Source organism: Stackebrandtia sp. (assembly GCF_035643755.1).
Taxonomy (GTDB): domain Bacteria; phylum Actinomycetota; class Actinomycetes; order Mycobacteriales; family Micromonosporaceae; genus Stackebrandtia.
This window is the reverse complement of record NZ_DASQPW010000216.1, coordinates 1-22200: the sequence shown is the minus strand read 5'-3', so window position 1 is coordinate 22200 and position 22200 is coordinate 1. Positions and strand designations below refer to the sequence as shown.

Genomic DNA, 22200 nt, shown 5'->3' with positions numbered 1-22200 from the left:
CTCACCCATTCGCCCCGTGACGCATCGTCTACCGTTGAACGGCATCGATCCGCCCATGCCGAAGGGAACCCGCGTGGCCGCGCCAGGCTCAGTTCAACCCCGCCCACCGGGCAGCAAGGCCGAGTACGTGCACGAGGTGCTGCGCACCGAGATCATGAGCGGCCAGCTGTCCGCGGGCGCCGCGGTTCCCCAAGACGAGATCGCCCGGCGCCTCGGCGTCTCCATCACCCCGGTCCGAGAGGCATTGCGCCGCTTGGAAAGCGAGGGCCTGATCTCCTACCGCCCCCACCGCGGAGCCACCGTCGCCGAGCTCAGCCACGACGCGGCGCGCGAGCTGTACCTGCTGCGCAGCGCGATCGAGGGCCTGTGCGCCCGGCTGGCCGCCGACCGCCTCACCAACGCGGACCTCGCGGCGCTGCACGCTCTCCACGAGCGGATGGTCGACGAACACGCCGCGGGCCAGGTCGACAACCTCGCCCAACACAGCCGCCAGTTCCACGACCTGATCGCCCGCGCTGGCGGCCCCGCGTTCCTGGCCGACCACCTCAGCTCGATCTGGAAGAGCCACCCGGTCCCGGCCGAAAGCTCCCTGTGGCACCACCCCGACGACGCCACCCGATTCCTCGCGGCACACCGAGAACTGTTGGCGGCGCTGAAGAACCGCGACGCCCAGCGCGCCGAACGCGTCATGATCGAACACCTCGAACGCGCCGCCGATGCCCGCGACGCGGGCCACTGACACCCCGGACGCCCAGCCGGGCCCGGCTACGATTCCTCCTCGTGGTGAAGCCCCGAGAAATCCCCCTCACCCTGACGATCCTGGTGCTGACGGCGATACCGGGCCTGGCGCAACTCGCCTGGCCGGTGCTGCTGACCCGCTTCGAGCGCGACCCCGTCGCGATCGCCGACGGCGAATGGTGGCGTCTGGTGACCACGCTGGTGTTCCAGGACGGCGGTGTCGTCGGCACCGCGTTCAACCTGATCACCCTCGCGGTCCTGGGCGCCCTGGCCGAGCCGCTGCTCGGCCGCCCCCGCTGGCTGGTGCTCTACCTGGGCGGCGCGGCCGTCGGCGAGGCCGCCGGAATCCTGTTCGACTCGGTCGGCGCGGGCAATTCGGTGGCGGTGTGCGGGCTGGCGGGCGGCCTCCTGATCGCGGGCCGGCGCCGCGTCGGCGCCGAGATCGACATGGCGGCGGGAGCCGCGGCCTTCTACGCAATGGCCCTGGCGGGGACCGGCCTGTCCAAACTGCTGGCGGGCGCGGGGCCATGGGTACTGACGGCAGCCGCGATCGTTGCAGGGGCATTGCTGTGGAACAACCGAGCCCGGGTCCCACGGTGGGGATGGCCGCTCCTGGGTGTGGTGGTGGCCGGGGCGCTGCTGACGCTGCGCGACCTGCACGGCGCCGCGCTGGCGGCGGGCCTGCTGCTGGGACTCGCGGTGGCGGGAAGCCTCGGCACGGACGCGGGCAGCGCGAGACACTGACGGACCTGCGCTGTTCGGACACTGTGGTATTTCGCATATTGAGTGGCGCCGTGGGGATCCGTAGGGTTAGCCGACATGGCGTGGTGGCAGGGTGCCCTGATCGGGGTCGCGGGATTGTGGGCCGGCACGATCAACACAGTGGTCGGTTCGGGGACCCTGGTGACCTTCCCCATGCTGGTGGCGCTTGGCTATCCGCCGGTGACGGCCACGACCTCCAACGCCATCGGCCTGATCACCGGCACGGTCACCGGCGCGTACGGTTACCGCCACGAACTTGTGGGACAACGAGATCGCCTGCTCCGATATGCGGTGGCGTCGTTCTTCGGGGCCATCGGCGGCACCGCCCTATTGCTGCTGCTGCCGTCCGACGCGTTCGAGGCGATCGTTCCGGTGCTGGTCGGGGCCTCGGTGATACTCGTCGTGGTGCAGCCGTTGCTGTCCAAGTGGTTGCGGAACCGGCCGAGTGGCGGGCGATCGGAGCTGCCGCTCTATCCGCTCATATTCCTTATCGGAGTGTATGGCGGTTATTTCACTGCCGCGCAAGGCATCATGCTCGTGGGCGTGATGGGGATGCTGATCTCCGAATCGCTCCAGCGACTCAACGCGTACAAGAACGCCCTGGTCGCGGTGGTCAATATCGTGGCGGGCACCATTTACGCCTTCATCGCGCCGATCAGCTGGCCCGTGGTCGCGATCCTCGCGGCCAGCTCCACCGTCGGTGGTCTGCTCGGCGCGAGGATCGGCCGCAAGCTGTCACCCAAGGTGCTTCGGGGAGTGATCATCGTGATAGGTGTGACCACGATCAGTTGGCTGTTGCTCAAAAACCCCAAGTAGGCGTCGTTTCCGACGACCGACCTGGGGTCCAAATAAAAGTGCGCGAGGGGGGACTTGAACCCCCACGCCCGTTAATAGGGCACTAGCACCTCAAGCTAGCGCGTCTGCCATTCCGCCACTCGCGCATGCGCACACGTATGTACTTGTGTTCCACGGTAATCACGCGCCCGAGGGGGCGCGCGAGGCATCACTTTACACGAGGCCCGCGCGCCCTCGCGAGCTGCTATCCGGTGGTGGGGATGGGACAGACGGTGGGGCGGGTGCGGGTGGTGAGGACGACGGTTGTCAGGGCGAGCGCGGCGAGGGCCGCCGTGAGGAGGCCGAGGGTGGGGGCGGGGAGAAAGCCCAGGGCGATGCCGCCGATGCCGCCGCCGGCTGCGGTGCCGAGGTAGAGGGCGGAGGAGTTGAGGCCCAGCAGGATGGTGGAGGATTGGGGTGCCAGGGAGACCAGCCGGGACTGTTGGGGGACGGTCGTTCCCCAGCCGGTCGCCGACCAGGCCGTCACCCAGGGGAGGGTGAGCCAGAGGTGGGTTGTCGTGAGCGGGGTCAGGGTGGCCAGGGCGATGTAGACGATGAGCGTGACCGTCAGGACGCGTTCGGGGGTGAAGCGGTCGGAGAGGCGGCCGGCGAGGAAGTTGCCGATGACGCCGCCGATCCCGTAGGCCAGCAGGATCGCGGTGAGCTTGACCGTGGAACCGCCGGTCGCGGCGTGGGTGATCGGTCCGATGTAGGCGTAGAAGGTGTAGCCGGCCGCCAGGATCATCCCGGTGGTGGCCAGCAGAACCAGGACCGCGGGTTGGCGAAGCGGGGCGAGGCGGTCGCGCAAACGGTTGGGGGGCAGGGTGATGCGCGGTAGGCCGGCGGCTATGCCGGCGACCGCGATGACGCTGAGGCCGGCGACGGCCCACAGGGTGAGCCGCCAGTCGGTGCCGCCGATCAGGGTGCCGAGCGGGACGCCGAGCGCCGTGGAGACCGTCAGACCGCCCACCACGATGGACAGGGCCTGGCCGCGTTTTTCGGCTGGCGCCACGGCCGTGGCGGTGGCCGCGGCGACGGGGGTAATGGCGCCGGCGCCGATCGCGGTGATGACCCGGGCGGCCATGGCGGTGGGGTAGTCGGTGGCGGTGGCCGTGGCGATGTTGCCCACGATGAAGATGGCCAGGGCCAGCAGCAGCGCCGTGCGGCGGTCGAGGCGGCCGGTGAGCGCGCCCATCACGGGCGCGGCGAGCGCGTAGGTGAGGGCGAAGGCGGTGACCAGTTGGCCGGCGGCGGGGACCGACACCTTGAGGGAGGCGGCGATGTCGGGCAGCAGGCCCGCGATGACGAAGGCGTCGGTGCCCACCGCGAAGGTGGCCAGCGCCAGGGGGAGGAGCTTCTTGAACACCAGGGTCCTTTCGTGTAATAGTTGGACCGAGGTCAAACTAGCAAAAGGTTTGATGGTCATCAAACTATTTTGCTGTGACGCGTGACTCAGGAGGAGCGATGCGGGAACTGCCGCACCCGCCGCGGGACGAGATCGAGCTGGCCGCGGTGATGCAGGCGCTGGCCGATCCGGTGCGACTGGAGCTGGTGCGGCTGATGGATTCCGACGCGGCGGCGCCGTGTGCCGCGCTCGCCGAGTCCGTCGGGGTGCACAAGTCCACCGCGTCCCATCACTTCCGGACGCTGCGCGAATCCGGGGTCACGACGACCATAGTGGATGGTCGGATCCGGTTCGTCCGGCTGCGCCGCGAGGCGCTGCAGGAGCGTTTCCCGGGGCTGCTGGACGCCGTACTCCGCGCCGCGCACGCGAATTCGCCGGTATCGTCGCGTCCATGACGTTCTCGATCGTGGCGCGTTCCGACGATGGACTGTTCCACGGCGTCGCCGTGGCCAGCAAGTTCCTGGCCGTCGGCGCCGCGGTGCCCGCCGCGCGGGCCGAGGTCGGCGCGCTGGCCACCCAGGCGTACGCGAACCTCGCCTTCGGCCCGCAGGGACTCACCCTTTTGGACACCGGCGTGGCGCCCGAGGACACCGTGGCCGCGCTGATCGCCGGCGACCGTGGCCGCGGCCAGCGCCAGCTCGGGGTGGTCGGCACCAGCGGAAGCGGCGCGACCTACACCGGCGACGACTGCCCGCACTGGGCGGGCGGCCACGCCGGGCCCGGATACGCGATCCAGGGCAACATCCTGACCGGGCCCCAGGTGGTCGACGCGATGCGCGACACCTGGTGCGCCCGTACGGAACTCGACTTCGCCCGGAGGCTGCTGGCGGCGCTGGCCGCCGGGGACGCCGCCGGCGGCGATCGGCGCGGACGCCAAAGCGCCGCGATTCACATCGTGGGCAAGAACGCCGGATACGGCGGCACCAGCGACCTGGCCATGGACCTGCGGGTCGACGACCACGCCGACCCGGTCACCGAGCTGGGCCGCCTCGTCGAGGCCCACCACCTGTACTTCGGCACGCCCGAGGAATCCGAGCTGCTGGCGCTGTCGGACGGACTGGCCGAGGAGGTGAGCCAGCTTCTGGCCCGGCTGGGCCACACCGGCACCCTGGAGACGGCGATCAACTCCTGGGCGGGCATCGCCAACCTGGAGGAGCGGCTCGTACCAGGCAAGATCGACCCGCTGGTGCTCGATCAGCTGCGCCGGGACGCGGCGGAATAAGTGCCGCCGCCCCGACATTGTCATACCTACCGGAGGTATCCGCCGCCGGTCACCGATCACTGAGGGGAACACACATGGCCACCGTTGACCTGACAACCGAGACCTTTGACGAGACCATCAAGGGTGACGGCATCGTCTTCGTCGACTACTGGGCGGACTGGTGCGGTCCGTGCCGGCGTTTCGCACCGACCTACAAGGCCGCGTCCGAGAAGAACCCGGACGTCACCTTCGGCAAGGTCGACACCGAGGCGGAGCCGGAGATCGCGCAGGCGGCCAACATCACGGCGATCCCGACCCTGATGGCCTTTCGCGACGGCATCCTGGTCTTCGCGCAGCCGGGCATGCTCCCGGCCACGGCGCTGGAGGAGCTGATCGGCAAGGTGCGCGACCTCGACATGGACGAGGTGCGTCGCAGCGCGGAGAACGAAACCGCCGACCAGTAGCCGTCGGACGGGGCCGCGAATGGCAAGATCACCCTGCCGGTATCAATAACGCGCGGGAACGGGGGCCTGCCTTGGAGTTCAAAGGACGGTCGATGGACGTCGAACGCACGGCCCTGCCGGGCATCGGGTTGCGCTACGAGTTCGGCACCGAACGCGAACGCCGCCTCGGAGTGGTGACCCACCGCTCCGGGCGGCGCGAACTCATCATCTACGACCCGGACGACCCCGACTCCACCAGCGAGTGTGTGGTGTTGAGTGGCGAGGAGGCCAACGTGTTGGCCGAGCTGCTGGGCGGCGCCCGGATCGTGGAGCGGCTGGCGGAGCTGGAGCGCCAGGCCGACGGGCTGGTGTCCCGCCAGGTGCGGATTCACACCGACTCCCCATACGACAACAAGACTCTCGGTGATACCAAGGCCCGTACCCGCACCGGAGCGTCCATTGTGGCGGTCGTGCGGCACGGTGAGGTGCTGGCCAGCCCTCGGCCCGACTTCCGCTTCGAGGCCGGGGACATCATCGTCGTCATCGGCACCGAGGATGGAGTGGGAGCCGTCGAGGGCCTGCTGGCCGCGGGCTAGGCGCGAGACGTGGATTCAGTCGCCTCGATCCTGTTGGAGCTGGGCGCCGTCATCATCGGCCTCGGCATCCTGTCGGCCCTGGCCGGACGGTTCGGCATCTCGCCCATCCCGCTGTACCTGTTGGCGGGCCTGGCCTTCGGCATCGGCGGCGTCGCCCCGCTCAAGGCCACCGAGGGGTTCATCGAGGTCGGCTCCGAGATCGGCGTCGTGCTGCTGCTGTTCACCCTCGGCCTGGAGTACACCGTCTCCGAGCTGTTCGGGACGATGCGCAAGGGCGCCCCGATGGGCCTGCTCGACCTGGTGCTCAACGCCACCCCCGGCGTGGCGATCGGGCTGCTGTTGGGCTGGGGACCGGTGGCCGCGACCGTCCTGGGCGGCGTGACGTTCGTGACGTCCTCGGGCGTGACCGCCAAGGTGCTGTCGGACCTGCAATGGCTGGGTAACCGCGAGACCCCGACCGTACTGTCCATCCTGGTCATGGAAGACCTCGCGATGGCGATCTACCTGCCGATCGTCACCACCGTGCTGGCCTCGCTGGCACTGGCCCAGGCGAGTCTCGGGCTGGCGATCGCGGTCGTGGCGGTGGCGGCGGCGCTGTTGATCGCCGCCAAGTTCGGCGGCGTCGTGGAGCGCTTCCTTCACAGTCCCAGCAACGAGATCCTGGTGCTCAAGGTGCTGGGTCTGGTGCTGCTGGTCGCCGGGCTGGCCGAGCACGCGCACGTCTCGGCGGCGGTGGGCGCCTTCCTGGTCGGCATCACGCTGTCGGGGGAGCTGGCGCAAAGCGCCCGCGAACTCCTCGAGCCGGTGAAGGACATCTTCGCGGCGATCTTCTTCGTCTTCTTCGGACTTCAGACGAATCCGGAGACGCTGCCGCCCGTGCTGGGCGTCGCCGCGCTGTTGGCGGTGGTGGGCATCGCCACCAAGCTGATCACCGGCCTGCTGGCGGCGCGCCGGGCGGGCGTGGGAACCGTGGGTGCCTGGCGCGCCGGCGCCCTGTTGATCCCGCGCGGCGAGTTCAGCATCGTCATCGCCGGGTTCGCGGTCTCGGCCGGGGTGAACTCCCGGCTCGGCCCGCTGGTGGCGGCGTACGTCCTGATCCTGGTGGTGGCCGGGCCGCTCATCACCCGCGTCGTCGAGCCGATGGCCAAGGGCTGGGTGCGCCGCAAGGCCCGGCGGGCCCGGGCCCGCGCGGCGGCGTGAGCCCTCATGTTTTTTAGGTTTGTTGACTGTTTTATGCTCGGCCGATGCGCCTGACCCTGGGAAGCCACCGCGCCGTGGCCATCGTCGATGCCGACACCGGACGCCGGGAGGCGGGCGTCGAACTGACCAACCCGTCCTACGTGATCCCGACGCCGAACGGCGGGGCGCTGTACGCCGTCAGCGAGAATCTCGAGGGCCCCGGCGCCGTGCACGCCCTCGCCGTCGACGGCGCCGCGCTGCGGCCCCTGGGAACCGCGAGGGCCTCGCGGGGCCACGAGCCGTGCCACCTGAGCCTGGTCGGCGACGGCCACCTGCTGGTGTCGAACTACGGCGACGGCGTCGTCGCGGCGCTGCCGATCGCCGCCGACGGCTCGCTCGGCGAGGCCGACAGCGTGGTGCGGCACAGCGGCGCCGGGCCCGACCCCAAGCGCCAGGACGGGCCGCACGCCCACCAGGCCGTGCCCGCGCCCGAGGGCGGCTGGGTGCTGGCCTGCGACCTGGGCACCGATGAAGTCGTTGTGTACCAATGGAACCGTGATCGCGGCCTCCGGCGCCACGGCGCGACCCGTCTGGCGCCGGGATGCGGGCCCCGGCACCTGGCCTTTTCCCCCGACGGCACCCGCGTCTACATCGCCGGCGAGCTCAACTCCCGCCTGGAGATCGGCGAGTGGGACGCCGCCACCGGCACCCTGGCGCCGACCGGTTCGCTGAGCACCGTCGCGGCTTCCGCCGACGGCAACCATCCGTCCGGCGTGGTGGTCGCCGTCGACGGCCGGGTGTACCTGGCCAACCGGGGCGACGACTCGATCGCGGTGATCGACCCGGCCGCGGGCGACCTGATCGGCACCGTGCCGTGCGGCGGGGCCTGGCCCCGCGACCTGTGCCTGTCGGGCGACGGGCGCCTGTTCGTGGCCAACGAGCGCTCGGGAACGGTCGCGGCCTTCGCGCTCACCGACGCGCTTCCGGTGGCGCGCGGGACCTTCGACGCCCCCGAGGTCACCAGCGTGCGGGTGCTACCCGGCTAAGGACACCGTGACCTCGACGCTGTGCCATCCCGAGGCGCCGCTCGGCTCGGGCGGGGCCAGCTGGCTGGTCTGGGTCTTGCCGTCGCCGTCGGTGGCCCGCACCGTCAGGGTGTGATCGCCGGGCTTGGCGTCCCAGCTCCACACCCACTGCCGCCACGTGTCGCCGGAGACCTCCGTGGACAGCCGCGCCTCGTGCCACTGTCCACTGTCCACCTGAACCTCCACCTTCGAGATCCCGCGATGCTGCGCCCACGCCACGCCCGCCACCGCCACCGTTCCGGCGCCGGCCTTGGCGCGGGGCACGTCGATGCGCGAGGCGGTCTTGACCGGGGCCGGCAGCGCCCAGCCCTTGGGGATCCAGTAGGAGTCGAAGTCGTCGAAGGACGTCAGCTCCAGCTCGGTGAGCCACTTGGTGGCCGACACGTAGCCGTACAGGCCCGGAACGATCATCCGCACCGGAAAGCCGTGCTCCACCGGCAGCGGGACGCCGTTCATGCCCACCGCGAGCATGGCGTCGCGCCCGTCGCGGCACAGCTTGGTGGGCGCGCCGGCGGTGAACCCGTCGACGGAGCGGCCCACCAGCTGATCGGCGCCCGCGTGCGGGCGGACCTCGTCGAGCAGGTCGTCCAGCCGCACGCCGATCCAGCGCGCGTTGCCCACCAGGTCGCCGCCCACCTCATTGGAGACACACGACAGCGTGATGTCGCGCTCGATCAGGTCCCGCTTCAACAGGTCGTCAAAGGACAGCGTCAGTTCCTTGTGGACGCGGCCGTGGATCCGCAGCCGGTAGCCGGACGGGTCGACGCGCGGGGTGGTCAGCGCGGTGTCGATGCGGTAGAAGTCGGCGTTGGACGTCTTCCATCCCGTGATGCCCTTGACATCCAGCCGTGCGCCGGACGGCAGCCCGGGCGCCGGGTCGGTCGGCGCGGGCAGCTTCACCGCGTCGCGGGCGGCGTCGGTGATGACGCCCTGGCCCCAGGCGCGCGCCGCGTAGCCCACCACGGCGGCACCGCCGATGGTGGCCCCCACCGTGTACAGGAAGCGCCGCCGCGCGTACACCAGCGGATCGGCGACCTCGGGACCGGGACGTACCGCCAGCCGCAGCAGCCCCCACAGCACGGCGCCGCCGGCCACGCCGCCGATGATGGACGGATAGCCCCACCACCACGACGCGTCCTGTCTGGTCACCGCGGCGGCCACACCGAGTGCCGAGAACGCCGCGATGCCAAGGAATCCGAACCACAGGCGCCGCCGCGCGGCCACCCCGATGACCCCCGCGAAGGCCAGCGCCACGATCACCGTGCCCAGCCCCAGCACGAACTTGTCCGAGGTGCCGAAGGTGGACGTCGCCCACCGCACCAGCCCGCCCGGCGTCGCGGCCACCACGACGTCGTCCACGGCCGATAGCGGTGCGGCCCGGGGCGCGGGCACGGCCGCGGCTATCTCGCCGACGGCGAGCGCGACCGCCGCCGCGGCCACCCCGCAGGCCGCCGCGGCGCGCCAGCCCACCGATGCGTTACTGTCTTGGCTCACCCCTCCATGATCCCGCGTCCCGAAACCGCGGCCATGCCGCGTAAGCCTTTCGTAAGAGCACGCGGACGCCGACGCGCATGCCGAGAGTGTCACCGCGATTACCTGCGGGAAGCGGTCCTTGCGGGCGGTTCTCTTTGACCGACAAGGTGAATTAAAGTACATTCGCCGACCCGGAAGGCTCCGGCCGCCTTCTGGCCCGCGATGACGAAAGTGAGGCACGGTGTGCCGAGTCTGCAAGAGCAGCTTGACGTCCTGAGAGTCGAGGTCACGTCGCCCGACAACCAGATCAAGGCGAAGATCAGCGGGGAGGCCGACGACGTCGCCCTGGCGATGCGTCCGGGCGCGTACAAGCGCTACGACGAGGCGACCTTGGAACATCAGTTGTCCCGGCTGTGCACCCTGGGGTGGACGGGCGTGCGCCGGGGATACTTTCAGGCGCTGGCAACGGTGTACAGCGTCACCGAGGGCGAGGCGGAGAAGATGGAGAAGAATCCGCCCGACGTCAGGGACCGCGACTACAACAAGGAGATCTCGGAGATAGTCGCCGAGGGACGGTCTAAAGGGGGCGTGGTGCGGGGTCGCGCCAAGGGCATGGCGTTTTGGAAGGTGCAGATCCGCCCCGGAACCCTCGAGAAGCTGGACGAGGAGGAGTTCATCGCCGAATGCCTCAGCGCGCTGCGCGACGTGCAGCTGGACTCCAAACGGCAGGAGATCCTGTTGAAGGACAAGTACTTCGGGCTCAACGTCCCGATGATCCTGCGGGTGAACGACGACCCGCGAAAGCAGAGCTAGGCCAGGAACGGGTGCCCCGCGACCGCGGTCGCAGGGCACCCGTCTTTCTTTGAATTAGTCGGCTTTTGGTTCCAGGCCCGAGGTGGGGTTCTTCGCGTCGTCGATCTTGGGACGCATCGGCGCCAACGGGCTGGCGACTCGGCCGTCCTTGGCTAGTTGCTGCATCGACACCAGCGCGGTGTGGTTCTTGTTCAGCGCCGACACCATTTTTTGTTCCTCTTTGGATACGGCATCTGAACAGTCGCCGAGCCGCTGGAAGAAGCTGTCGATGACCTCGTTGACCGTCTTGCCGCCGACGTTGGTCTTCGCGTCCGCCAGCGACGCGTTGGTGATCACCGCGCCGGCGCCCAGCACCGTCAGCCCGACCGTGGCGCCATAGACCGCCAGCGAACCGCCGGCGGTGGGAACCGCCAGCACCGCCGCCACCACGCCGGTCAGCGCGGCCGTCACCGACAGCGCCAGCGGCACGTGGGAACCGTGCTTGTTGCCGCAGTCGTTGAGCGCCTTGATCGTGTTGTCGATCAGTCCGGACAGGTCGGCGCGCTTGCCGTTGTAGATGTTCTTCGTGCCCCGCATGGACTCGGCCAGCATGTGGGCGACCTTGCCGTGGTTCTCGTTGATCACCGGGAACGGCGACAGCATGTTGTCGGTGAGGTTCTCGGCGAACACGCCCTGCCAGTTGTCGCCGAGCTCGCCCTTGGCGGTGTCGGCCAGGTCCAGATCGGGGTTCTTGGTGGCGCCCTTGCCGCCGCCGAACGACCCCTCGACCTGCTCCAGGTCCTTGATGATGCCGTCGAAGTTCTTCGGGTCGGGGTTGCCGTGATTGACGACGATGTCCGGGATCTGGGAGAACTGCCCCTGCAACCAGCTGCGGAACTCGTCCTCGCTCATGGTGGCACCAGTGTCGGGGTTGGTGAACCGCACCGGCGTATACGTGGAGCCGTGGGGACCGTCGGCCGTGTGGGACGTCTTGTAGTCCCGGATCTCGCGGTCGGTCGCGTCGTTGGCCGCCTTGACGATTTCGTTGCCCTTACCGCGAAGCTCCGAGGTTTGGTAAAAACTCATCGATAGTCACTCTCTATTGCGGTGTCGCGTTTGCTTGGTCCAGCAGGTGCTTGCGGTCGGCGTCGTCGACCTTGCCGTCGTGGTTGTAGTCCGGCACGCCCTGGTCGCCCTCCGACTGATAACCGTCGTACGGCTCCACCGGCTTGTGATCCTTGTCGGGCTTGTCGTAGCGGTGGTCGTGGTTCGTGTCGCTGACCGGGTTGGACGCGGGGTTGTCGGGGTCATGCAACGGCTTGTGACCGTCGTAACCCTTGCCGTCGAGGATCTTGTTCAGGTCGTCGCCGGCATCGGTGTCGGTCTGGCTGAAGTTGTCGATCGCCTTGTTGATCGCGTCGCACGCGTCGTAGGTGTTGGTCGCCGCCTGCGCCAGAATGTGCTGCCACTCGCTGCGGCACTGGTCGAACGGCGCGTAGATCGGACTGTCGATCGCACCGTGGTCGCCGGAGGTGTCGGTGATGAATTTGCCCGAGGTGTTCTGGGTCTTGCCCGCGGACTGGCTTCCACCGGCGTACACCGCCGCGACCCTGGGTAGATACACGTTCGCTATTTTCCAGAGATGGTAGAGATCTCCACCTGTCACGCCACACATGGCGTTATCTCCTCTCGTTAGGGTCCGCAAAGCGTATCGGGTATTCAGCCGGGACGAAAGTCCCGGTGTGCCAACACAAAACGTGGTGTTACCGCTGCGTGCAAGCGGTTACACCACGTTCTCGGATTGGCGGCCTTTGTCAGTCTTTGTTCTGTTTGGACCATTGGCGCAGCTGCGCCACCACGGCCTCCTTGGACGCGTCCTTGGTGATGCCGTTGTCGCCGAGCACAGCGGAGGCCGGGTTATCGGACGCCAGCAGGCCCAGCAGCATGTGCTCGGTGCCGATGTAGTTGTGCCCCAGGCCAAGAGCCTCGCGCAGGGTGAGCTTCAGGACGTTGCCGGCGGCGTCGGAGAAGGCGCGCTCGGCCGGGCGTGGCGTGTCGCCGTCGGCCGGCAGCGCCGCCTCGGCGGCCGCGGTGAGCGCGTCGATGGCCAGCCCCTGGGCCTCGATGGCGCGGCAGGCGATGCTGTTGGGCTCCTCGGCGAGCCCCAGCAGCAGGTGCAGCGGCTCGATGGCGGCGTGGAGGTGGTTGCGCGACACCAGGTCCGCCTTTTGCATGACCACCTTGGCGCGCGCGGTGAACCGCGAGAACTGGCCGCCGGTGATGTCGGACGGGTCGAGGTGCTCGAAGCCGGTGGGCACGAAGCGCTTCTGGGCGGCCTGTTTGGACACGCCCATGTGCTGGCCGATCTGGCTCCAGGAGGCGCCGGAGCGCCGCGCCTGGTCCACGAAGTGCCCGATCAGGTGGTCGGACTGCTCGTCGAGGGCCGCGGCCAGCTGGCAGGCGCGCTCCAGCTGGTTGAGGGCGTCGTTGTCGTGTTCGGTGATGAATGAGATGAGTTCGTCCAGTCGGACGGGGAGTTCGGTCGACATGCGTCAACCATAGGTTGACGATTCCGGTCTGTCAACCTCAAGTTGACGCTAGTTGCACGGGACCGTCAACACCCCGGGCGCCGCGTCGGTCAGCAGTTTGCCGCGTCGGTCGCTGGTGACCACCGGCCAACCCCGCAGGTGGGCCAGGGCCGCGACCAGCCCGAGCGCGGTGTCGCCGTCGCAGATCTCGGTGTGGGTGGCCAGCAGGGGAGTGGGGACGTCGGCGTAGCGCGCGGGCATCCACGGCCCGCGGGGGAGGTACAGCTTGGCCAGTCGGTCGCGCTGCTTGACGTGTTCCTGGCCCGCCCACGCCTCGTCCAGCACCGGAAGCGGAACCAGCAGGGTCAGGCCCAGGCGGCGGGCGGTCTCCTCGACCGAGCCGGCGTAGTCGGTGGCCTCGGCGACTTCGATGAGCGCGGGAAGGTCGATGATCCAGCCGCTGACCTCCAGCGAGCCGGGTCGGGCCGCGCTCACCGCTCCGGAAGCGGGTAGTAGATCAGGGCCTCGGCGTCGGCACACACCATGGCGGACGCCTGTTCGGCGATTTGCGCGGGGGACAGGATGTTCAGCTTGCGCAGCTGACTGGCGTAATCCACTTCGGACGGGAGCCGGCCGGTGGTGCGCCACCGGTGGTGCAGCCGCTCGGCGCGCTGCCAGTTCTCCAGGTCGTCCGGGTCGGGATGGGCCGCGGTGATCGCCGCGGCGCGGGCCTCGATCTCGGCAAGCAGCGGGCGAAACGCCGCGTCCGGGTCGGGCGGGGTGATGTCGGCGATCTGCTCGTCGCCCCGCACCAGACGGACGACGCTGCCCGCCGCGGCACGCCCCACTGCCTCGGCGACCGCGTGTGGGTCGTCCGCGGACAACGTGTATGCGTGCGAGCCTGCCATGGCGATTAGCCTACGCGTTCGCCACTTCTTTGGCCAGTTCACGAATGCGGCCATGCTCACGTAACGATCCGTGGAGGGAATGGTTACGGATGGCCAGATTAGGTCCGTATGGGTCCACCTTATACAGTTATGCACCGTGCAGCACCTGCGGATCATCTGCCCCCCGACGGACACCGACGAGATTTGCGCGATGCTCGAGGAGCATTGCGGTGTGACCAATGTCGTAGTGCTGTCCGGCGCCGCCCGCGAACCGGCCGGGGACGTCGTCATGTGCGACATCGCGCGCGAGGCCGTCAACGACGTGCTGGATCGCCTCGACGCCCTGGGCGTCGACCACACCGGCTCCATCGCCATGCAGCGGGTGGACCTGTCGGTGTCGGAGGGCGCCGACAACGCCGAGGAGGCGGCCCCCGGCGAGGGCGACGACGCCGTGGTCTGGGAGGAGCTGGCCCAGCGCGTCGACCAGTCCAGCCGCTTCACCTGGTCCTACGCCGCCTTCCTGGCCGTCGCCGTGCAGATCGCGGCCATCGGCGTGGTGCAGGACTCGCCGATCCTGATCGTCGGCGCCATGGTCCTGGGCCCGGAGTTCGGGCCGATCGCGGCGATCTCGCTGTGGTCGCTGCACGGCGAGTTCCGCCGCATCGGCGTGGCGGCGTCGACGCTGGTGCTCGGCTTCCTGCTGGCGATCGCGGTGACCTGCGTGTGCGCGTACGTCTCCTACAGGTGGGGCTGGATCGATCCGTCGCTATTGGACGGAACCGGGCGGGAGACCCAGTTCATCGTCAAGCCCGACAAGTGGTCCTTCATCGTGGCCCTGCTGGCCGGGGTCGCCGGGATCCTGTCGGTGACCTCCGACAAGTCCTCGTCCCTGGTGGGGGTGTTCATCTCGGTGACCACCGTGCCGGCCGCGGCCTACATCGCGCTGGCCGCCGCCCTGTCCCACTGGAGCGAGGTGACTCCCTCGGCCATCCAGTTGGGCGTCAACATCGCGGGGATGGTGACCGCGGGCATCGCGACGCTGGTGGCGCAGCGCATCATCTTCGGCCGCGCCGGGCTGCGGGATCGCTTGTCGCGCTAGAGGACCACGGCCTGGGCGTCGATCTCCACCAGCATGCCCTCGCGCGGCAGCCCGGCGAAAACCGTGGTGCGGCACGGCGCCACTCCGTCGCCGATCCGCTGGGACACGAACGCGCCGTACGCCTCGTTCATCGCCGCGAAATCGTCCTGTGTGGTCAGATAGACCCGCAGCATGGTGACGTCCTCGAAGGTCGCGCCGCCGGCGGCCAGGATCGCCTCGACGTTGCGCAGCACCCGGATGGTCTGGGTGGCGACATCGCCCTCGCCGACCAGGTTCCCGGTGTCGGGATCCACCGGTCCCTGCCCCGACACCTGGACGATCGGGCCCTTGCGGACACCCTGGGGGAAGGCGTGGGCGGGGCGAGGGGCAGCATCGGTGCTGATGGCGGTCTTGTCTGACATCTCGGTAACATACCTTGCCGTTTATGAAGGAGCCTTACATGTTGGATGCGGTCGCGCTGCGGGCCCTGGACAACGAGCGACTGGACTGGCGTTACAAGGCGATCGCCCCCGGCGCGCGGGTGGTCACCGTCGCCGAGTGGCTGCGCGCCCGACCCCGTCTGTCGCAATTGGGCACTCCCGTGATGACGCTGGACGCCGACGCCCTGTCCCACAACATCGACGCCATGGCGCGATGGTGCCGCGACAACGGCCTGGGCCACGCGCCGCACGGCAAGACCAGCATGGCGCCCCAGATCTGGAGCCGACAGCTGGAGGCGGGCGCCGGCGCGATCACCGTCGCCAATGCCGCGCAGCTGGCGGTGGCGCGGGCGTTCGGGGTGCCGCGGGTCATCGTGGCCAACGAACTGCCCAACCCGGACGTGGTGCGCTGGGCCGCCCGCGGCGGCGAGGTGACGTGCTTCGCCGACTCGGTGGCGACGGTGTCCATGATGGATCAGGCGCTGCGCGGCGACGGCACGTCCATCGCGGTGTGCGTGGAACTCGGCGGCCGCGACGGCCGCGCGGGCGTCCGCGACTACGACGCGGCCCGCAAGGTGGCCGCGACGATCCGTTCGGCACCCGGCCTGCGCCTGGTCGGGGTCTCGGGCTACGAGGGCGCCCTCACCCACGGCACCGGGCCCGCCGACCTGGCGACCGTTGACGGCTTCCTCGGCCAACTGCGCGCCCTGTTCGAATCGCTGAGCTTCGAGACCGACACCCCCATGCTGACGGTGGGCGGCAGCCAGTACGTCGACCAGGTCGCCGAGCGGCTGGGCTTCCTCGGCGGCTGTCCCTCCCGCACCGTGCTGCGCGCGGGATCGTATGTGACACATGACGACGGCCTCTACGCCCGAGTCACCCCCGCCGCCCGGGGCGGCGCGGGACCCGACCTGCGCGCGGCGCTGCGGCTGCACGCCACGGTGCTGTCCATGCCCGAACCGGGTCTGGCGATCCTGGACGCGGGCCGCCGCGACCTGCCCTTCGACGCCGGAATGCCCCTGCCCCTTGACCTCCCGGGCGCCACCGTCACCGACCTCAACGACCAGCACGCCTTCCTTCGCGGCGACCTGACCGACCTCACCGTGGGAACCCGGGTGCGCCTGGGCATCTCGCACCCGTGCACCGCCTTCGACAAGTGGAGCCTGATTCCGGTGCTGGACGCCGACGACGTCGTGATCGACGCGATCCGCACCTTCTTCTAGATCGTCAGCGCGCCAGGGCTTCCAGGTTCGTCGTCGAGGCGTAGAAGTCCGCCGTGGCCAGCTCGGCGACCGGCATGGTCTCGTCCAGCGGCGCCCCGAGGTCGATGGCGGGCACCGAGGCGCGCAGCGCGTCGATCAGGTCGGAGCGTTCGCGCCCCCGCATCAGCGGCAACAGGAACGGGTCGTCGTCGAACCACACGGTGAAGGCGTGGGTCACGGCGATGACGTGCACGCACACCGGCGTGCGGTCCTTGCACGGGCACGAGGTCGACAGCTCGCCGTCGGAGGGGAACAGCGACAGCCCGAACGGTTCCAGCTGGCGATCGATGCCCGTCGGCAGCCGGTCGTCCATCAGGTCGGCCAGGTTGCCGAGCCGCGACGCGGTCACCTCGTCGAAGCGCCTCCAGCGCGCCGCGTCGAAGATCGGCAGCGTGATGGACACCCCGAAGGACTTGCGCGGAGCGTCGACCCACGCCGAGATCTCGCCGGGCTCGGCGTGCAGCAGGTCGACGGCCTCCTTGCCGACCAGGCCGCGTCCCCGCGCCATCCGCGAATCAGGGTAGGTGAGCCCGAGCTGCTCGAGGGTGCGCAGCCAGCGCTTTCCCCAGTCGGTGCGGCCGTACGTCGTCACTCCGCCACCTCCAGCTCGGACAGCTCGACGAGCTTGCGCAGCTGGGAATCGTCCATGGTGGTGATCCAGTCCTCCCCGGTGCCCACGATCGCCTCGGCCAGGGATCGTTTGCGTTCCAACAGATCGGAGATGCGTTCCTCCAGGGTGCCGCCCGTGACCAGCTTGTACACGTCCACCGGCTGGGTCTGGCCGATCCGGTGGGCCCGGTCGGTGGCCTGGTCCTCGACGGCCGGATTCCACCACCGGTCATAGTGGACGACATGGGTGGCGGCGGTCAGGTTGAGGCCGGTACCGCCGGCCTTGAGGCTCACCAGCAGGATCGGCGGGGGAGCCGCCGAGGACTGGAACTCCTCCACCATGGCGTCGCGCGCCGGTTGGGACACCCCGCCGTGCAGGAACGGCACCCTCGCCAGCCCCAGCGTCTCGCGCAGGTGCGTCGCCAGCAGCTCGCCCATCACGCGGTACTGCGTGAACACCAGCGACTGCGAGCCCTCCTCCACCGCCTCCGCCAGCAGCTCCGTGGCGCGCGCCAGCTTCCCCGAACGGCCCGACAGCGGCGCGGTCTGGCGCAGGTAGTGGGCCGGGTGGTTGCAGATCTGCTTCAGCTCGGTGAGCAGCTTCAGGATCCGTCCGTGGCGCTGGATCCCGGAACCGAACCCGTCGCCCAGCGCCCGATCCACCGCCGTGCGGTACAGCCTGGCCTGCTCGGCGGTCATCGAGCAGCTGACGATCGACTCCTGCTTGGCGGGCAGGTCCGCGGCGACCTCGCTCTTCAGGCGCCGCAACAGAAACGGGCGGACAATGGTGCGCAGCCGCTCGGTGATGCGCGCGTCGTGGCGAGACTCAATGGGAACCGTGAAGCGCTTATTGAAACGTGAGTAGCTGCCGAGAATTCCCGGATTCGCGAAATCCATAATCGACCACAACTCCGACAGCCGATTTTCCATCGGGGTTCCGGTGAGCGCCAGGCGAATATTGGCGGGCAATTGACGCGCGGCTTTCGCCGTCTGCGAGGTGTGATTCTTGATCTGTTGCGCCTCATCGAGAACCACGACGTCCCAGTCGATGATCGACAGCAGGTCGATGTCGCGCTTCAACAGATTGTAGCTGGTGATCACCACGCTACCGGGATCGAAACGCGCCACCTCGCGGCGCTGCGGCCCGTGGTGGCGCACCACCGCCATCCCCGGCGCGAACCTCTCCACCTCGCGCGCCCAGTTGCCTACCACCGAGGTCGGGCACACCACCAGATGCGGGCGGGCGCCGTCGCGGTCGGCCAACAGCGCGATCGCCTGCAGGGTCTTTCCCAGACCCATGTCGTCGGCCAGCAGGGCGCCGCGCCGACACGAGGCCACCGCCCGCAGCCAGGCCACGCCGTTGCGCTGGTAGGGGCGCAGCGTCGCGCGGATCGCCTCGACGTCGGCGGTGGACTCGCGGGCGTTCTCCAGCTCCTGGCCGATGTCGCTTGTGGACATGTATGCCGAGCGCACCGCCGTGGCGAACCCCCGCAGCGTCGCCGCGGGCGTCCACACCGTGGCGTCGTCCCGGCAGGCCGCGTGGGCGGCCGGGGGAAGCGCGGCGGCCAGCTCGTCGAGCCGTCCGCCGTCGGCGTTCGACAGCACCCACTGCGCGGCGATGCGCCACGCCTTCACCGCGTCGCTGGTGCTCTTGGTGGGCCGCAGCGTCGCCAGCGGCGGCAGCGCCTGGGTCAACGGAACGGTGCGCACCGGCACCCGGCGGGCGCTCAACCCGTTCTCGTCCGGGATCGCCAGCAGCGCCCGGCCCGGGGCGCCGTCCGGCAATCCCAGGGCGCGAGCCGAGTCCACGGCGTCGGCGCCCCACCACAGCATGAGGCCGCGTGCGGGATTCTGGGGATCGGGACTGAAGGTTGCCTGAAGCCGGTCGGGCAGCAAATCAGCACCTTTCGATTGCGGAGTGGTGCGACACCATAACGCGGTTAGGTTGCTATGTGCAAATTATGGATCATACCTTTATGAATGGTGATGAACATTCGATCATGCGCTCGCTGACCCTCATCGATATCTATCTAGGACCCGTCACATGAGGAAATATATGTCGCGCCGGGCTATCCTGGCTGCCGGTCTGGCCGCTACCTCCACTGTAGTCGCGTCGCGGTTGGCGTTCGCCGACGACGACCTGTCGCCGGGCAAGACCCACGACGCCGACGCGAATGTGGACTTCGTCTCGTGGAGATCCGCCGAGGAATGGGCACAGGGCAAGGCCGACGGAGTGGCCGCGAGCCCCGGAGGCCGCGCCGGAATCGTGGTGTCCAAGGCGATCGACACCATAACCTACAAGGACCCGCACACCGGTCAGTCCAGCGAATGGGAGATCGCCACCTGGACCTCGCCCACCCACAAGTTGAAGTTCGGCGCCAGCCAGTTGGTGGCGAGCTGGAATGTCGACACTCCCGAGGGATCCTGGCTGCGGACCGAGATGCGCGGTTCGTACGAGGACGGCAAGCAGACCCCCTGGTACACCATGGGAATCTGGTGCAAGGGAGAAAAGGACGTCACGCGTACCTCTGTGGACAAACAGAAGGACGACCGGAGCTTCATCGACACCGACACCTTCACCATGAGCGACCCGGAAACACACCAGCTGGCGTCGTACCAGCTGCGCGTGACCCTGTGCCGCAAGCCGGGCACCGACATCACCCCCACGGTGTGGCGGGTGGGCGCGATGAGCTCCTTCATCCCCGACCGCTTCGAGGTGCCCGCCTCCAAGCCCGGCGAGGCCGCGGGCGTCGAGCTGAAGGTGCCGCGGTTCTCGCAAAGCATCCACTCCGGACAGTACCCGGAGTACGGGGGCGGCGGCGAGGCGTGGTGCTCGCCGACGTCGTCCCAGATGATCATCGAATCGTGGGGCCGCAAGCCCACCAAGGACGATCTGTCCTGGGTGGACCCGAGCTACCAGGACCCGCAGGTCGACTTCTCGGCGCGCTCCACGTACGACAAGGCCTACGACGGCTGCGGAAACTGGCCGTTCAACGCCGCCTACGCCGCGACCTACAAGGACATGGACGCGATCGTCACCCGGCTGCGCTCGCTCGACGACGCCGAGAAGCTCGTCAAGGCGGGCTTCCCGATCATCACCTCGCAGTCCTTCATCGAAAGCGAACTCGACGGCGCCGGCTACGGCACGGCGGGCCACCTGATGACGGTCATCGGGTTCACCAAGGACGGCGACGTGATCGCCAACGACCCGGTGTCGAAGGACGACGAGGGCGTGCGCCGGGTGTACAAGCGCCGCCAGTTCGAGAACATCTGGTTGCGCACCAAGCGAAAGGACGCCGACGGCAAGATCCTCGGCGGCTCCGGCGGAGTGTGCTATCTGTACAAGCCGACCGACAAGCAGTGGCCGGACCTTCCCAGCGTCCACAACTGACCCCCCTCTCCCCTCCACCAAGGTCCCCGGACTTCAACCGCGCGATGTCCGTTTCGCGTTGCAGCCCGGGGGCCTTGGCACCGTTCGGGCCACGACGAGCGCGTCGGGCATTCGAAACGACAGGTTGTCCGGGCAACGGGGTTCGCGCGTCACGCGGCAGCCGCGCAGCGCCGGCGCGGCCTCGGCGGCGACCACCGCGGCCTCCATGCGGGCCAGGTGGGCGCCGAGACAGCGATGCGCCCCGGCCCCGAACGCCAGATGGCGGCGCGAGCCGCGCTGGCCGGGCACGAAGGATTCCCCGCACGCCTCGGTTCCCGCGGCCTGCAGCCACAACAGGACGCTGTCCCCGGCGCGAACCTCCCGACCATCCAATGTGGTGTCCATGGTCGCGACGCGGCGCCAGCTCACGATCGGTGGACACAGCCGCAGCCCCTCCTCCACGACGGCGTCGACGCCGTGTCCGCCCCGCACGATGCCGCGGGCGAGTTCGGGGCGGGCCAGCATCTCGCGCAGCAGCAGGGTGAGGAACTGCGAGGTGGTCTCCTGCCCGGCCACCAGCAGGAAGAACAGCGCCGCCACCACGCCGTCCTCCCCGAGGCCGTCGGCGCGGCACTCGGCTCTCACGCGCGCCACCATGCCGCCCGCCGAGCGGACGAATCGGCGCAGCCGGGCGTGATACTCGCCCACCAGCTCGGCCAGTTCGCGCTGCCGCGACGGCGACGACCGGGCGAAGAACAGCTCCAGCGCCGCGCGGGAGAACCGCTTGACCAGCGCGGTGTCGTCGCGGGGGAGTTCCACCAGCCGCGACAGCACGAGCAGCGGGATGTCGGCCGCCAGCACGGGATACAGGTCGACGTCCTCGCCCGCGCGCAGCCGCCGCTCCACCGGGATCAGGCGGCGGCGCACCAGCCCGGTGAGCCAGCCGCGCAGCGCCTCCACCCGGGCGGGTGCCAGGGCCTCGGCGACGATGGCGCGCAGCGCCGGGTGGCTGGCGGTGGAGTTGTTGGCCAGGGTGGCTGGCAGCCGGAAGCCGCGGCGCGCCAGGATGCGCATCGCCTCCACCGGGATCGGGGAGGCGGCGTCCAGCGCGTTGTCGGCGGCGAAGGTCGCGGGGTCGTTGAGGACCTGGCGGACCAGGGCGTGGCGCGACACCACGACCATGCCGTCACGCCGCTCCACCGCGGCGTCGGGCTCGCCGTCCCACAACCGAAACACCCGGGTCCCTTCGCGCACCGAGGGAGCCTATCGGGGCGTCACGAGGCGTCCTTCGAGCGCGACGGCTGGGCCTCGCGAACGTCGTGGCGCCCCGCCCCGCGCGCCTCGTCGTACGGCGGGTTGAGCGGCAGGCGGTCGGCCTGGTCGCGGCGATCGGACGCCGCGGCGGGCACCGGCAGCCGCGGCCCGCGCACCACCACCGCCAGCGGCGTCTGCTGCCGCTCCTGGCCCAGCGGGTTGTCGGCGAAGGCCGCGGCGAGCTCGTCGTCGCTCAGGTCCGTG

General features: G+C 69.5%; 25 protein-coding genes and 1 tRNA gene. 13 read left to right on the top strand and 13 right to left on the bottom strand.

Annotated features, from left to right (window positions below):
• Window positions 1-34 precede the first annotated feature (34 nt).
• From VE172_RS16710 to VE172_RS16700, 3 genes are all read left to right on the top strand, one after another.
• On the top strand, window positions 35-739 hold the full coding sequence (locus VE172_RS16710) for a GntR family transcriptional regulator (RefSeq protein WP_324803073.1): 705 nt from the start codon (window positions 35-37) through the stop codon (window positions 737-739).
• 41 nt (window positions 740-780) lie between these two features.
• Window positions 781-1482, top strand: a complete 702-nt coding sequence (locus VE172_RS16705; RefSeq protein ID WP_324803072.1) for a rhomboid family intramembrane serine protease — start codon at window positions 781-783, stop codon at window positions 1480-1482.
• Window positions 1483-1557: 75 nt separating this feature from the next.
• Window positions 1558-2316, top strand: coding sequence for a sulfite exporter TauE/SafE family protein (locus VE172_RS16700; protein ID WP_324803070.1), 759 nt, complete (start codon window positions 1558-1560; stop codon window positions 2314-2316).
• A 39-nt stretch (window positions 2317-2355) separates the two neighbouring features.
• Here the strand turns inward: VE172_RS16700 and VE172_RS16695 are convergent.
• Window positions 2356-2441 (bottom strand) — tRNA-Leu (locus VE172_RS16695).
• Window positions 2442-2539: 98 nt separating this feature from the next.
• On the bottom strand, window positions 2540-3700 hold the full coding sequence (locus VE172_RS16690; RefSeq protein WP_324803069.1) for an MFS transporter: 1161 nt from the start codon (window positions 3698-3700) through the stop codon (window positions 2540-2542).
• Window positions 3701-3798: 98 nt separating this feature from the next.
• Here VE172_RS16690 and VE172_RS16685 point away from each other — a divergent pair, with 98 nt between their 5' ends.
• From VE172_RS16685 to VE172_RS16660, 6 genes are all read left to right on the top strand, one after another.
• On the top strand, window positions 3799-4134 hold the full coding sequence (locus tag VE172_RS16685) for an ArsR/SmtB family transcription factor (protein WP_324803068.1): 336 nt from the start codon (window positions 3799-3801) through the stop codon (window positions 4132-4134).
• On the top strand, window positions 4131-4961 hold the full coding sequence (locus VE172_RS16680) for a DUF1028 domain-containing protein (RefSeq protein ID WP_324803067.1): 831 nt from the start codon (window positions 4131-4133) through the stop codon (window positions 4959-4961). Before VE172_RS16685 ends, VE172_RS16680 begins: the two co-directional genes overlap by 4 nt.
• Before the next feature lie 74 nt (window positions 4962-5035).
• Window positions 5036-5404 carry a thioredoxin family protein gene (locus VE172_RS16675; protein WP_324803066.1) on the top strand — a complete coding sequence of 123 codons (369 nt, stop codon included), beginning with the start codon at window positions 5036-5038 and terminating at the stop codon, window positions 5402-5404.
• Between the two features lie 92 nt (window positions 5405-5496).
• A complete protein-coding gene (locus VE172_RS16670) occupies window positions 5497-5979 on the top strand; it encodes a cation:proton antiporter regulatory subunit (RefSeq protein WP_324803065.1) in 483 nt (160 codons plus the stop codon).
• A gap of 9 nt (window positions 5980-5988) precedes the next feature.
• Window positions 5989-7179 (top strand): cation:proton antiporter, encoded by a 1191-nt coding sequence (locus VE172_RS16665; RefSeq protein WP_324803064.1) that lies wholly within the window; start codon window positions 5989-5991, stop codon window positions 7177-7179.
• A gap of 44 nt (window positions 7180-7223) precedes the next feature.
• The gene (locus tag VE172_RS16660) at window positions 7224-8204 is read left to right on the top strand and encodes a lactonase family protein (protein ID WP_324803062.1); all 981 of its coding nucleotides are present in this window, start codon (window positions 7224-7226) and stop codon (window positions 8202-8204) included.
• Here VE172_RS16660 and VE172_RS16655 read toward each other — a convergent pair.
• Window positions 8193-9737: a molybdopterin-dependent oxidoreductase gene (locus VE172_RS16655; protein WP_324803061.1), complete on the bottom strand. Its 1545-nt coding sequence runs from the start codon at window positions 9735-9737 to the stop codon at window positions 8193-8195. The two genes, VE172_RS16660 and VE172_RS16655, sit on opposite strands and share 12 nt — an antisense overlap.
• Window positions 9738-9959: 222 nt before the next feature.
• On the opposite strand from VE172_RS16655, the gene VE172_RS16650 reads away from it, so the two are divergent.
• Window positions 9960-10529, top strand: coding sequence for a hypothetical protein (locus VE172_RS16650; protein ID WP_324803060.1), 570 nt, complete (start codon window positions 9960-9962; stop codon window positions 10527-10529).
• 54 nt (window positions 10530-10583) lie between these two features.
• Here the strand turns inward: VE172_RS16650 and VE172_RS16645 are convergent, their stop codons facing one another.
• From VE172_RS16645 to VE172_RS16625, 5 genes are all read right to left on the bottom strand, one after another.
• Window positions 10584-11594: a hypothetical protein gene (locus VE172_RS16645; protein WP_324803059.1), complete on the bottom strand. Its 1011-nt coding sequence runs from the start codon at window positions 11592-11594 to the stop codon at window positions 10584-10586.
• A gap of 13 nt (window positions 11595-11607) precedes the next feature.
• Window positions 11608-12132 (bottom strand): hypothetical protein, encoded by a 525-nt coding sequence (locus VE172_RS16640; protein WP_324803058.1) that lies wholly within the window; start codon window positions 12130-12132, stop codon window positions 11608-11610.
• A 190-nt stretch (window positions 12133-12322) separates the two neighbouring features.
• Window positions 12323-13057, bottom strand: a complete 735-nt coding sequence (locus VE172_RS16635; protein WP_324803056.1) for a Clp protease N-terminal domain-containing protein — start codon at window positions 13055-13057, stop codon at window positions 12323-12325.
• A 48-nt stretch (window positions 13058-13105) separates the two neighbouring features.
• Window positions 13106-13531: a hypothetical protein gene (locus VE172_RS16630; RefSeq protein ID WP_324803055.1), complete on the bottom strand. Its 426-nt coding sequence runs from the start codon at window positions 13529-13531 to the stop codon at window positions 13106-13108.
• The gene (locus tag VE172_RS16625; RefSeq protein ID WP_324803054.1) at window positions 13528-13944 is read right to left on the bottom strand and encodes a hypothetical protein; all 417 of its coding nucleotides are present in this window, start codon (window positions 13942-13944) and stop codon (window positions 13528-13530) included. The genes VE172_RS16630 and VE172_RS16625 overlap by 4 nt, the downstream gene beginning before the upstream one ends.
• Window positions 13945-14155: 211 nt before the next feature.
• Between VE172_RS16625 and VE172_RS16620 the strand changes: the two genes are divergently transcribed.
• Window positions 14156-15022, top strand: a complete 867-nt coding sequence (locus VE172_RS16620; protein WP_324803053.1) for a DUF389 domain-containing protein — start codon at window positions 14156-14158, stop codon at window positions 15020-15022.
• On the opposite strand, the gene VE172_RS16615 is transcribed toward VE172_RS16620, so the two are convergent.
• Window positions 15019-15423 (bottom strand): RidA family protein, encoded by a 405-nt coding sequence (locus VE172_RS16615; RefSeq protein WP_324803052.1) that lies wholly within the window; start codon window positions 15421-15423, stop codon window positions 15019-15021. The two genes, VE172_RS16620 and VE172_RS16615, sit on opposite strands and share 4 nt — an antisense overlap.
• A 38-nt stretch (window positions 15424-15461) precedes the next feature.
• Here VE172_RS16615 and VE172_RS16610 point away from each other — a divergent pair, with 38 nt between their 5' ends.
• Complete coding sequence (locus VE172_RS16610; RefSeq protein WP_324803051.1) at window positions 15462-16664, top strand: alanine racemase; 1203 nt, start codon at window positions 15462-15464, stop codon at window positions 16662-16664.
• Between the two features lie 4 nt (window positions 16665-16668).
• Here the strand turns inward: VE172_RS16610 and VE172_RS16605 are convergent, their stop codons facing one another.
• Together VE172_RS16605 and VE172_RS16600 are read right to left on the bottom strand one after the other, a co-directional pair.
• Window positions 16669-17295 carry an SWIM zinc finger family protein gene (locus VE172_RS16605; protein ID WP_324803050.1) on the bottom strand — a complete coding sequence of 209 codons (627 nt, stop codon included), beginning with the start codon at window positions 17293-17295 and terminating at the stop codon, window positions 16669-16671.
• Complete coding sequence (locus VE172_RS16600; protein WP_324803049.1) at window positions 17292-19208, bottom strand: DEAD/DEAH box helicase; 1917 nt, start codon at window positions 19206-19208, stop codon at window positions 17292-17294. Before VE172_RS16600 ends, VE172_RS16605 begins: the two co-directional genes overlap by 4 nt.
• A gap of 148 nt (window positions 19209-19356) precedes the next feature.
• Between VE172_RS16600 and VE172_RS16595 the strand changes: the two genes are divergently transcribed.
• A complete protein-coding gene (locus VE172_RS16595) occupies window positions 19357-20703 on the top strand; it encodes a peptidase C39 family protein (protein WP_414715113.1) in 1347 nt (448 codons plus the stop codon).
• A 33-nt stretch (window positions 20704-20736) separates the two neighbouring features.
• Here VE172_RS16595 and VE172_RS16590 read toward each other — a convergent pair whose 3' ends face one another.
• Window positions 20737-21864, bottom strand: coding sequence for a cytochrome P450 (locus VE172_RS16590; RefSeq protein WP_349258422.1), 1128 nt, complete (start codon window positions 21862-21864; stop codon window positions 20737-20739).
• A gap of 92 nt (window positions 21865-21956) precedes the next feature.
• Window positions 21957-22200: hypothetical protein (locus VE172_RS16585; protein WP_324803046.1), on the bottom strand; the 244-nt coding region annotated here is incomplete at its 5' end.

Coding starts and splice junctions, on each gene's coding strand:
- VE172_RS16615 (WP_324803052.1), bottom strand. CDS start 15,423: ATGTCAGACAAGACCGCCATCAGCACCGATGCTGCCCCTCGCCCCGCC.
- VE172_RS16635 (WP_324803056.1), bottom strand. CDS start 13,057: ATGTCGACCGAACTCCCCGTCCGACTGGACGAACTCATCTCATTCATC.
- VE172_RS16660 (WP_324803062.1), top strand. CDS start 7,224: ATGCGCCTGACCCTGGGAAGCCACCGCGCCGTGGCCATCGTCGATGCC.
- VE172_RS16610 (WP_324803051.1), top strand. CDS start 15,462: ATGTTGGATGCGGTCGCGCTGCGGGCCCTGGACAACGAGCGACTGGAC.
- VE172_RS16670 (WP_324803065.1), top strand. CDS start 5,497: ATGGACGTCGAACGCACGGCCCTGCCGGGCATCGGGTTGCGCTACGAG.
- VE172_RS16590 (WP_349258422.1), bottom strand. CDS start 21,864: ATGGTCGTGGTGTCGCGCCACGCCCTGGTCCGCCAGGTCCTCAACGAC.
- VE172_RS16625 (WP_324803054.1), bottom strand. CDS start 13,944: ATGGCAGGCTCGCACGCATACACGTTGTCCGCGGACGACCCACACGCG.
- VE172_RS16700 (WP_324803070.1), top strand. CDS start 1,558: ATGGCGTGGTGGCAGGGTGCCCTGATCGGGGTCGCGGGATTGTGGGCC.
- VE172_RS16675 (WP_324803066.1), top strand. CDS start 5,036: ATGGCCACCGTTGACCTGACAACCGAGACCTTTGACGAGACCATCAAG.
- VE172_RS16595 (WP_414715113.1), top strand. CDS start 19,357: ATGAGGAAATATATGTCGCGCCGGGCTATCCTGGCTGCCGGTCTGGCC.
- VE172_RS16680 (WP_324803067.1), top strand. CDS start 4,131: ATGACGTTCTCGATCGTGGCGCGTTCCGACGATGGACTGTTCCACGGC.
- VE172_RS16645 (WP_324803059.1), bottom strand. CDS start 11,594: ATGAGTTTTTACCAAACCTCGGAGCTTCGCGGTAAGGGCAACGAAATC.
- VE172_RS16685 (WP_324803068.1), top strand. CDS start 3,799: ATGCGGGAACTGCCGCACCCGCCGCGGGACGAGATCGAGCTGGCCGCG.